Genomic DNA, 10886 nt, shown 5'->3' on the forward strand with positions numbered 1-10886 from the left:
ATGCCGAGCTGGCGCGCCAGCACCTTGGCGGCGGCAGCCGCCTCCCGCGCCGCGGCACCGGCATCGGGCGAGGCGTCGTCGGGGGGGCGTCGATCCGAATCGGGTGGAGGCATCGTGTTCCTGAACGGCGGCCCGTGCGACGCCACAGCTCCGCCGGCGCTGCCGTTCTAGAACGATCGGGCGGAGCGAAGCTATGCCGTGTGGCGTCCGCCGGGACGTCCGGTCTCTCAGACGCCGTGGCGGAAGGGCATCGGCGAGCCGGCCGCCTCGTGGCGGTCGCGCAGGCGGAAGCCGAGGACGACCAGCAGGACGCCGAAGGCGACGGCGTAGGCGCCGAGCCACCAAGTGAGCACCAGCGCCGACATGCCCGGCTCGACGAGCAGCACCGCACCGAACAGGATCGAGACCAGTCCGCCGAGGCCGAGCCACCAGCGTCCGAAATGCAGATGCAGGCGGAAGGCGGCCGCGATCATGAGCGCGCCCGTGACGATCGCCCAGATCGCGACGAGCAGGACGAAGGCCCAGACGGCGGCGCCGGGCACGAAGAAGGCCGCGACGCCGACCAGGATGTCGAGCAGGCCCTCGATCAGCAGGAAGCCCCAGCGCTCGTGGGCTTGTGCCGCCCGGACCGAGGCGACGATCGCGAACACGCCGTCGACGACCATGTACGCGGCGAAGAACCACACCAGCGACAGGACGAAGGCGGCCGGCGCAACGAAGGCCATCACGCCGAACAGGATGGCGACGACGCCGCGCAGGGCGACGAGCCACCAGTTGCGCGCCAGCGTCCGGCTCATCGCGTCGAGGCGCGCGGTCCCAACGAGCGGGACGCCGGTCGGATGGGTTCGGGAGAAGAGGGCCATCGCATCGGCTCGCTGGTGATCGGTACGGTACTCCGGCGCGAAAACGCCGCACCGCAACACCCGTTCCCCTCGGCCCTGTTCCGCGGGGGCGAACGGCGCGGCGAAGCGCAGCGGAACTTTGCCGTCGCATCGCCTTTTTAGTCGGTGAGGCGGGTTATTCGTTCGCTCCGGCCGCTTCGGCAGTGTTCGGCGCGGGCGCAGGCGGTTTCTTTTCGATGCTAGACGATCAGCGCCAGGCGACGGCCCTGGACCCGCAGACGCGCCCCGACGACCGGGAGGCGCCCGACCGACGCGACATCATCGATCTCAAGCCGCAGGAGAAGGATCCTCCTGCGGGCGACGAGGCCGACGAGAGCAAGGCCGAGCCCGATCAGGACGCGTCGTCCGAGGGCGAGGACGACGAGAACCGGCCGGGTATCCTCAAGCGCCATCCGTGGTGGTTCGTCCTCGGCGGGATCGCGATCGTGCTCCTTGGGATCGCCGGGTTCTTCTACTGGCAGATCTACCTGCACCCTTACGAATCCACCGACGACGCCTTCGTCGACGCGCGCCAGTTCTCGATCGCGCCGAAGGTGTCCGGCTACGTCGTCGCGCTCTCGGTCACCGACAACCAGCACGTCGACACCGGCGCGACCCTGTTCCAGATCGACCGGCGCGATTATCAGGTCGCCCTCGAGCAGGCCCAAGCGCAGATCGCCTCGGCCAAGGCGTCGATCCAGAACGTCGACGCGCAGGTCGAGGCGCAGAAGGCGCAGATCGACGTCACCAAGGCGCAGGTGACGCAGAACCAGGCGGCGCTCGACTTCGCGAAGGCGGATGCCGCCCGCTACAAGGATCTCGCCAGCCGCGGCGCCGGCACCGTGCAGCAATCGCAGTCCTCGACCTCGACCCTCGAGCAGCGCCAGGCCGCGCTGACGAGCGCGAACGCCAGCGTGGTGCAGGCGCAGAAGCAGATCGGCTCGCTCCAGGCGCAGCGGGCATCGGCCGAGGCCAGCCTCGCCAACGCCGATGCGCAGGCGGCGCAGGCCGTGCTCAACCTCGGCTACACGACGGTGACGGCGGCGCAGCCGGGCCGGGTCGTGCAGCTCACCGGCGCGGTCGGGCAGTACGCTCAGGCCGGCCAATCGCTGGCGATGTTCGTGCCCGACGAGAAGTGGGTCGTCGCCAACTACAAGGAGACGCAGATCACCGATATGCGCCCGGGCCAGTCGGTGAGGATCGAGATCGACGCCTATCCCGACCGCAAGATCAACGGGAAGGTCGCCTCGGTTCAGCCCGGCTCGGGCACCGCCTTCAGCCTGCTGCCGGCGCAGAACGCCACCGGCAACTACGTGAAGGTGGTGCAGCGCGTCCCGGTGAAGATCGTCGTCGACGAATGGCCGCAGGACGTGTCGATCGGCCCCGGCATGTCGATCGTGCCGACGGTGCGGGTGCGATGAGCGCCGGGGCCGCCGCGGCGGGCGGCGGTTCGCGCAAGGCCGGCGGCAAGGATGCGGGAAAGGCAAAGGCGACGTCCGGCGGCCTGCCGCGCACCGCGGGCGGCCACAGCCCGTGGGCGGTGGCGCTCGTCGTCGCGCTCGCGACCTTCATGGAGGTGCTCGACACCACCATCGCCAACGTCGCGCTCCGCTATATCTCGGGCGGGCTCGCGGTCGGGCCGGACGAGGCGGCGTGGGTGGTCACGAGCTACCTCGTCGCCAACGCGATCGCGCTCACCGCATCGAGCTTCCTGGCCAAGCGCTACGGCCGCAAGGCGTTCTTCATCGCCAGCGTCGCGCTGTTCACCGTCGCCTCGATCGCCTGCGGCTTCGCCTGGGACCTGAACTCGCTGCTCGTGTTCCGCGTGATCCAGGGGCTCGGCGGCGGCGGCATGGCGCCCCTGGCGCAGTCGATCCTCGCCGACTCGTTCCCCCCCGCCAAGCGGGGCCAAGCCTTCGCGCTCTACGGGCTCGCGATCGTCGTCGCGCCGGTCGTCGGCCCGACGCTCGGCGGCTGGCTGTCCGACAACGTCTCCTGGCACTGGTGCTTCCTGATCAACGGCCCCGTGGGCGTGATCGCGCTGGCGCTGATGTGGTGGCTTCTGGAAGATTCCGAAGCCGCGGTGAAGGAGCGCAAGGCGCTGCGGAAGAAGGGCATCCGGTTCGACATCGTCGGCTTCCTCCTGGTGGCGACCTTCCTCGGCTCGCTCGAGGTCTGCCTCGACGAGGGCCAGCGCAAGGACTGGTTCGGCTCGCCGCTGATCCAGGTCTTCGGTGTTCTCGCCGTGGTGTCGTTCGTCGCGATGATCCCGTGGCTTCTGAGGGCGAAGAACCCGGCCGTCGACCTGCGCCTGCTCGGCAAGCGCCAGTTCGGCTCCTGCTTCCTGGTCATGCTCGCCACCGGCGCGATCCTGATCGCGACGACGCAGTTCATCCCGCAGATCACGCAGGACTATTACGGCTACACCGCCACCATCTCGGGGCTCGTGCTGGCGCCAGGCGGCCTCGTCACCGTGGCGATGATGCTGGTGATCGGGCAGGTGTCCGGCTACTTCCAGCCGAAATGGCTGATCGCCACCGGCGCGACGATCGTGGCGCTGGCGATGTACGACCTGACCCGAATCTACGGCGATTCCACGTTCTGGTTCTTCGCCTGGTCGCGGATCTACATCGGCATCGGCCTACCGATGATCTTCATCTCGATCACCGCCGCCTCGTACGAGGGCATCGAGAAGTCGCAGACCGACCAGGCCTCGGCCTTGATCAACGTCGCCCGCAACGTCGGCGGGTCGATGGGCGTGTCGCTGGCGCAAAACATCCTGGCCTATCGCAGCCAGTTCCATCAGAGCCGGCTGTCGGAGAGCGTCACCACCACGAGCCCGGCCTACCAGGAGACCATGCGGCAGGCGACGCAGTACTTCACGGTGCACGGCACTCCCGGCGTCGACGCGCAGGGGCAGGCCACCGCCTGGATCGGGCAGCAGCTCGCGACGCAGACGGCGTTCTTCGCCTACATCGACGTGTTCTGGGCGCTCTGCCTCGTCTCGGCCTCGGCGGTGCCGCTGGCGATGATCCTCAAGCGGGTCGAGCGCGGCGGCGACGCGCCGGCGGGGCATTGAGCGAACGCCCTTTGATATCCGGTGCGGCCGCGGATCGATGCGCCGGCGACGTTCGTCCGGTTCGACAGTTCGCGGGATAACGCTTACCGGCTGCAACCAGAAGAAATCATCTCGGCCCTGCGCGCCGAGCGGGAGGAAGCCGGCGTGCCGCGTTCATCCAGGACGACATCGACCGTTGCCGCCGTGGCGCTCCTTGCGCTCGCCCTGCCGGCGCGGGCCGCCGAGCCCGCCGGCGAGTGGCCGACCTTCGGGCACGACCATTCCAACCGGAATTTCTCCGATCTCTCGGCGATCGACCGGAGCAACGTCGGGCGGCTCCGGCCGGCCTGGATGTTCCAGACCGGGGTGACCGGCTACTTCCAGGCCCAGCCGGTGATGGTCGACGGCGCGCTCTACCTCTCGACCACGCAGAACAACGTCGCGGCGCTCGACGCGAAGTCCGGCCGGGTGCTGTGGACCTACACCCACAAGCCGCGCACCGAGAAGATCTTCGGGCCGCCCTCGAACCGCGGCGTCGCCGTCTCCGACGGCCTCGTGTTCCAGGCGACGATGGACGGGCGGGTGATCGCGCTCGACGCCAAGTCCGGAAAGGTCGTGTGGGACCACGAGGCCGTGCGCCCGGAGGAAGGCGAGTCCGAGACCGCATCGGGGCTGACGGCGCAGCTCGGCGGCAAGCCGGTGCAGGGCTCGAGCCGCCTCGGCTTCAAGATGCCGCCGCTCGTCGCCGACGGTCTCGTCATCGTCGGGGTGAGCGGCGCCGGCTACGGGCTCCATGTCGAGGACGAGAAGGGCGGCCTCGACGGCGGCTCGGTCGTCGGGATCGAGGGCGGCTACGGGCGCCGCGGGTGGCTCGCCGCCTACGACGCGAAGACCGGCGAAGAACGCTGGCGCTGGTACGTCACCAAGGCCGACGGCTGGGAGGGCGGATACGTCGAGACAACCGCCGACGGCGTCCCGCTGCATCGCGACGTCGCCGCCGAGAAGGCGGCAGCGCCGGCCAACCGAGAGGCATGGCGGGTCGGCGGCGGATCGCTCTGGATGACCCCGGCCTTCGACCCGGATCTCGGCCTGATCTATCTCGGCACCGGCAACCCGGCGCCGCAGAATTTCGGGCTCTCGCGGCCGGGCGACAACCTCTACACGATGAGCCTCGTGGCGCTCGACGCGAAGACCGGCGCGCTGCGGTGGTACTATCAGCAGGTGCCGCACGACGAGTGGGGCTACGATGTGGCGAGCCCGCCGTTCCTGCTCGACCTGAACGGAAAGGACGGCCCGGTGAAGGCGGTCGCCTCCGCCAGCAAGACCGGCTGGATCTACGTCCACGACCGCGCCACGGGCCGGCTGCTCGAGCGCTCGGCCCCGCTGATCGCGCAGAAGAACCTGTTCGCTCCCCCGACCGCGGAAGGCACCGTGGTCGCGCCGGGACCCCTCGGCGCCGTGTCCTGGCCGCCGACGGCCTACGATGCCGCAAGCGGCCTCGCCTTCGCACAGGTCCGGCACGGGGCGACCACCTACACCGTCAAGACCGTGCCCGGCGGCCCCGGACGGCCGGAGATCCGCTACACCGAGACCGGCGAGGCGAAGGGCGAGCCGAGCTTCAGCACGCTCACGGCGGTCGACCTCGCCCAGGGCGGCACCATCGCCTGGTCGGTGAGGTCCGAGAGCCGGCTTGCCGGCGGCACGCTGGCGACGGCGGGCGGCCTGGTCTTCTCCGGCGAGGAGGACGGCCATCTCGACGCGCACGATGCCGGCACCGGCGAGATCCTGTGGCGGTTCCAGTGCGGCGCCGGCATCAGCGGCCCGGCGATCACCTACAGCCTCGACGGGAAGCAGTACGTCGCGGTGGCGGCCGGCGGCTCGTCCTTCACCAAGGCGTCCGGCTTCGGCACCGGCGACGCGCTGGTGGTGTTCGCGCTGCCGGACTGAGCGTGATCGCTCAGCCCTTCGGCCGCGCCTGCAGGATCGCCGCGCGGACGAACGGGCGCTTCAGCGCGATGCCGACATCCTCGCGCTCCATGAAGACCCGTGCGCCCTGGTGGTTGCGCACCGCCTTCATCAGGTTCAGCCGATAGCCCTGCCGGAACACGAAGATCGGCGGCAGCGGGTCGGCGAGGTAGGCGGCCACCGCGGCGTCGACCTCCTCCTCGGCGATGTGGTGGGCGTTGCAGAGGTCGCCGACGGTCTGGAAATCGATCATCCCATCGACATAGGGCGTCGCGCCCCGCCTGTCCCGGGCCGCAACCGCCGCCGTCGCGTTCGGGTCAGGCGACCGGGCGGTAGGCGGTGCGCAGGCGCAGGCCGAACACCGCGAGCATGGTCATGCCGCACAGGACGGTGTTGGCGTTCAGCAGCACGTTCTCGAACGAGGCCGAGATCACCGCCAGCATCCAGATGCGCAGGAAGAACAGCGTCTGAGCGTCGAGCGGCCGCCCGGCGCTGGCCCGCTGCAGGTCGCGGATCGGGGCCACGACGAGAGCGTTCAGGAGCAGCAGCGCGCCGGGCAAGCCCATGATCAGTGCGGCGTCGAGGAAGGAGTTGTGCGCCTGCGTCGCGGTCTGCACCCAGTCCGAGCCCGGGTCGGCGCCGCCGCCGTAGACGGTGCGGTCGGTCAACCAGAAGGCGCCGTAGCCCCAGCCGCGGATCGGGTGCACGACGACGTGCTCGATCGCGAAGGCCCAGATCTCGTTGCGCGCGGTGAAGGTCGCATCGGGAATGATCGCGTCCAGCACCGTTCGGATCGGCGGCAGCAGCACCGAACCGATGGTCGCGACGATGAGCAGCGCCACGGGGCCGACGAGCAGCAGCCCGCGCATCGTCCCCCCGCGCAGACGGCTGCACAGGACCGAGACCAGCAGGACGAGGGGCAGCACGGCCAGCGGCGTCTTCGAGCCGGCGAAGACCATGAAGACCAGCGCCCCCGCCGTGATGGTCCAGCCCAGGCCCCGGTGCATCACGGCGGCGACGTAGAGGCCGCAGACCGCGATCATCGACATCGCCGAGCCGGCCTCGTTCTTGTGGGTGAAGATCCCGCGCCACAGGCCGATGTGGTTGTATTCCCCGGTGACGTCGAAGGCCGAGTGGATGGTGAGGTTGGGGACGAGCGCGACGCCGAGATAGCTCGCGGCCAGCACGATGCCGGCGGCGAGCGCCAGCGCTGTGGCGAATTGGCGCCCGTTGCGCGCGACCACGAGAACGCCCGCGGCGAGCAGCGCGACGATGCCGAACAGCACGATCCGGCGGATCGACAGCATCGGGTCGGTGGAGAGGAGGGTGGTGATGCCGAGCCAGCCGCCGAGCAGCAGCAGCGGCCAGGAGGCGAGGGGGCGCAGCCTGGCGAAGCCGAGCCGCCCGAGCACCATCAGCATCGCCGTGCCGAGGATGACGAACAGCGCCTGGGTGAAGAGGCTGCCGGTTTCCGGGTCGCTCAGGAGGCTGCGGTTGGCGAGGTCGCTGAACCAGAGATGGTTCCAGAGCAGGACCAGCACGACGGTGACGAACGGCAGGCGGACGGCGTCCGGGATGTCGCGTCCCGGCAGCGATCGCGATCGCCTGACGGCCGCTTCAGCCCTGATGCCGTGCGCCGCTGACACGAACCCGCCCTCACCGGCCATCCGCGGTCTGGAACCGCGCACCATCATAGTCCGGACGGAGCACGCCGTCGCCCCGAACCTGCCCGCGGTCTCGTCCGATTGCGGGTAACCTTGACGGAGCGATCAGCGCCGCCCGATCGTCATCGATTGCCGGCTCGCCGCCTGCGTCCGGAGGAAGGCCGCCATCTCGGCGAGCTCCGGCGCCTTCGACCGGAAGGTGACGGAGAGCGCGAGCAGGGTGTCGGCGTGGTCGAGCCCGGGATAGATCCGCTCCTGCACCGGCACGCGGGCGTTGCGCAGCGCCTCGGCGAGGCTCTGGGTGTTGCGCGGGCGGACGATCGTGTCGTCGGCGCCGGTCGCGAGGAAGGCGGGCGGCGCGCTCGGGCCGGCGAAGGTCACCGGCTGGGTCGCGCGCGGGTCCGGCGCCTGGCCGAATACCTTGCGCGAGGTGTCCTGGTCGAAGGGCAGGAAGTCGTAGGGGCCGGACAGGCCGGCGACCGCACGGATCACCTTCGGGTCGACCCCGGCCGCCTTGAGGTAGCGGGTGTCGAGGCCGAGCATCACCGCGTTGTAGGCACCGGCCGAGTGCCCGGTGAGCACTATGCGGCGCGGGTCGCCGCCATAGGTTGCGATGTTGTCGCGGACCCAGGCGACGGCGGCTGCGCCGTCCTCGAGGAAGCCGGGGAAGGGCGCCTCGGGATAGAGCCGGTAGTCCGGCAGCACGGTGACGAAGCCCTGCGCGGCGAGCGCCTGTCCGACGAAGGCGTAATCCGCCTTCGAGCCGTTCTGCCAGGAGCCGCCGTAGAAGAACACCAGCACCGGCGCGTTCTCGGGCGCGTTCACGGGCGCGTAGACGTCGAGGCGACGCCGCGGGCCCTCGCCGAACGGCTCGTCCCGCAGCACCTGCCGGCCGCCGGAATCCCGCGGGCCGATCGCATCGAACAGGGCGAGCGGCGAGCAGGCGGCGATGCCGATTGCGGCGAGCGCGAGGCATGCCAGGCTGGCGAGAGCCGTGAGGATTCGTGTCATTCGATGTCCGATTGGGCCGCAAAGGCCAGATGCATGCGGCTCGGGGCGGATTCATGACCGGATCGCGCCGAACTCCGTCGACGCGTCAGGTGCGCAGCACGATGCAGGCGCCGCCGACGCTGCGGATCCGGCCGCACAGCCCGTCGGCCGCCTGCCGGCTCTCGGCCGGGATGCGGATGCGGTAGAACGCGCGGGTGCCGCGATTGCGCAGGCGCGTGCCGATGATCATCGGGCGGACCTCGCCGACCACCTTGGCGTACGTGGCGCGCGCCCGGGAGAAGGTCGCCAGCGCCAGCGATTTCGAGAAGTTGCCGGCGAGCTGGATGCCCCACGGCGCGGCCGGCCCTTCGTTGGGGCCGATGGCGAAGCGGTCGCCGCGCGACGGGATGCGCAAGGCGGCCGTGACCTGAAGGCAGGTCTGCGCCGGCTCGGGTGCGGTCTCGGCCTTCGCCGACGCGGGCACCCGGGCGTCCGCGGGCTTCGTCCCGCCGGGTTTGGCCTCGCCCGGCTTGGTCTCGGCGCTCTTGGCCTCAGCGCTCTTGGCCTCAGCGCTCTTGGTGTCAGCGCTCTTGGCGTCAGTGCTCTTGGCCCCGCCCCCTTCCGGCGGCCCCATCTCGATCCGGGATGCGCCGCCGCGCCAGTCCACGGCGGGCGCGCCGGTGATCGCGAGCACGTAGGCGCGGGTTTCGGCGGGCAGGCCGCCGCTGCCGGAAAGCCAGCTCGTCACCCGGCCCGGGCCGCCGTTGTAGGCGGCCGCGGCCAGACCGAGATTGCCGAACTGCCGCTTCAGGTCGGCCAGCAGGTGGGCGGCATGCGGGATCGCCTGCTCGGGGTCGAACGGATCGGCCAGCCCGCGCTCGCGCGCCGTGCCGGGCATGAACTGGGCGACGCCCTGCGCCCCGACCGGGCTGACCACGCCGACGCGGAACGCGCTCTCGCGCCAGATCAATCGCGTCAGGAACGGCACCGGCAGCCCGCGCGCCCGCGCCGATCCCTCGATCAGTCGGCACAACGCCTGCTCGACGGTCTCGGTGGCGCCGTCGGAGGGGACGGCGTGTGCGGGCGTGGCGAGGAGGAGGGTGGTCGCCAGGAGGGCGAAGGCGGCGCGATGCCGAGGGGATTTGAGCAGCCCTCCGGCGATGCGAGCCAATGCGTTGCGCCAGGCATAGTCAAGAATGCTGGTGTGATACCGCTCCGAACACGCGCGTTTCCCTCCCCACTCTGCGGGGGAGGGTGGGCCTCGCGTCAGCGAGGGTCGGAAGAGGGGAGCGACAGTGCCTGATGCGGCGCTCCCCTCTCCCGACCCGCTGCGCGGGCCACCCTCCCCCGCAGAGGGGGGAGGGAAGGGTGCTGAACGAGGGGCTATCTGAAAACACCTGACGCCACGAGTGGGAACGGTCATGCCTCGCGATCGTGCCCCTTGCGGTCGCGGGCGCCGTGCGCCGCAAGACCGATCCATCCCACGTGCACCGATCTAGCGCCCTGCAACCGGCGATCAATCCGCCGCGTCACGTCCAGGCGGGGCGGTCGGTGCCGAGGCGGCGCGCGGGCAGGGACCATCGGACCGGCGCGCCGGCGACCGCCAGGGGCGGGCGCAGGCGATGGGCCGGGCCCCACGGCGTCGCCTCGACGCCGGCATCGAAGTCGTCGTCGGCTTCCGGCGCGAACGCCTCCATCGAGCCCGTCCGCTCGGCGTCGAGGAGCAGCCGTGCCGTCCGGGCCAGCGAAAGGCGCGCCGCGCCGGCACGCCCGTCGCGCAAACGTCGCTCAAGGAGGCGGATCGCGGCGGCGGCCAGAAGGTAGCCGGTGGCGTGGTCGAGGGCCTGGACGGGCAGCGGCACCGGCCGGTCGGCGTTCCGCCACGCCTGCCCGGCCTCCGCGATGCCGCAGCTCATCTGCACCAGGCTGTCGAAGCCGCGGCGTCCGGCCCAGGGGCCGGTCCAGCCGTAGGCGTCGAGGCTGACGTCGATCAGCCCGGGCGAGAGGGCACGCCGTGCCGCGGCGCCGTAGCCGAGGCGGTCGAGCGCTTCGGGCCGGTAGCCGTGCACGAGGATGTCGGCGCCGGTGAGCAGCGCCTCGAACCGGTTGCGGTCGGCCTCGCGGCGAAGGTCGAGCCGGGCGCATCGCTTGCCCAGCGTCACGTCCGCCTCGACGCCGGGCTCGTTCCAGCCCGGCGGGTCGATGCGCAGGACCTCGGCGCCGAAGCCGGCCAGGAACCGGGTCGCCACCGGCCCGGCGAGCACCCGCGTCAGATCGAGGAAGCGCAGGCCCGCGAGCGGCCGCGCGGGTTCGGGCTTCCAATCGGAG

At 71.1% G+C, this 10886-nt stretch carries 9 protein-coding genes; 3 read left to right on the forward strand and 6 right to left on the reverse strand.

Annotation, left to right across the window (positions count from 1 at the left end; genetic code table 11):
* Nucleotides 1-227: 227 nt before the first annotated feature.
* Nucleotides 228-863, reverse strand: coding sequence for an HdeD family acid-resistance protein (locus FV223_RS10895; RefSeq protein WP_147727066.1), 636 nt, complete (start codon nt 861-863; stop codon nt 228-230).
* Between the two features lie 215 nt (nt 864-1078).
* On the opposite strand from FV223_RS10895, the gene FV223_RS10900 reads away from it, so the two are divergent.
* From FV223_RS10900 to FV223_RS10910, 3 genes are all read left to right on the forward strand, one after another.
* Complete coding sequence (locus FV223_RS10900) at nt 1079-2302, forward strand: HlyD family secretion protein (RefSeq protein WP_147727067.1); 1224 nt, start codon at nt 1079-1081, stop codon at nt 2300-2302.
* Nucleotides 2299-3960 (forward strand): DHA2 family efflux MFS transporter permease subunit, encoded by a 1662-nt coding sequence (locus tag FV223_RS10905; protein ID WP_147727068.1) that lies wholly within the window; start codon nt 2299-2301, stop codon nt 3958-3960. The genes FV223_RS10900 and FV223_RS10905 overlap by 4 nt, the downstream gene beginning before the upstream one ends.
* 183 nt (nt 3961-4143) lie before the next feature.
* Nucleotides 4144-5886 carry a PQQ-binding-like beta-propeller repeat protein gene (locus FV223_RS10910; protein WP_246689662.1) on the forward strand — a complete coding sequence of 581 codons (1743 nt, stop codon included), beginning with the start codon at nt 4144-4146 and terminating at the stop codon, nt 5884-5886.
* Between the two features lie 10 nt (nt 5887-5896).
* On the opposite strand, the gene FV223_RS10915 is transcribed toward FV223_RS10910, so the two are convergent.
* From FV223_RS10915 to FV223_RS10940, 5 genes are all read right to left on the reverse strand, one after another.
* The gene (locus tag FV223_RS10915; protein WP_147727069.1) at nt 5897-6157 is read right to left on the reverse strand and encodes a hypothetical protein; all 261 of its coding nucleotides are present in this window, start codon (nt 6155-6157) and stop codon (nt 5897-5899) included.
* Nucleotides 6158-6221: 64 nt separating this feature from the next.
* Nucleotides 6222-7550: an O-antigen ligase family protein gene (locus FV223_RS10920; RefSeq protein ID WP_246689663.1), complete on the reverse strand. Its 1329-nt coding sequence runs from the start codon at nt 7548-7550 to the stop codon at nt 6222-6224.
* A 123-nt stretch (nt 7551-7673) separates the two neighbouring features.
* Complete coding sequence (locus FV223_RS10925) at nt 7674-8579, reverse strand: alpha/beta hydrolase (RefSeq protein ID WP_147727071.1); 906 nt, start codon at nt 8577-8579, stop codon at nt 7674-7676.
* Between the two features lie 85 nt (nt 8580-8664).
* The gene (locus FV223_RS10930) at nt 8665-9669 is read right to left on the reverse strand and encodes a lytic transglycosylase domain-containing protein (RefSeq protein ID WP_147727073.1); all 1005 of its coding nucleotides are present in this window, start codon (nt 9667-9669) and stop codon (nt 8665-8667) included.
* Between the two features lie 418 nt (nt 9670-10087).
* A partial coding sequence (locus tag FV223_RS10940) for a CoA transferase (RefSeq protein ID WP_187276111.1) occupies nt 10088-10886 on the reverse strand: 799 nt, incomplete at its 5' end.

It is taken from the genome of Methylobacterium sp. WL116 (assembly GCF_008039455.1).
Lineage (GTDB): Bacteria > Pseudomonadota > Alphaproteobacteria > Rhizobiales > Beijerinckiaceae > Methylobacterium.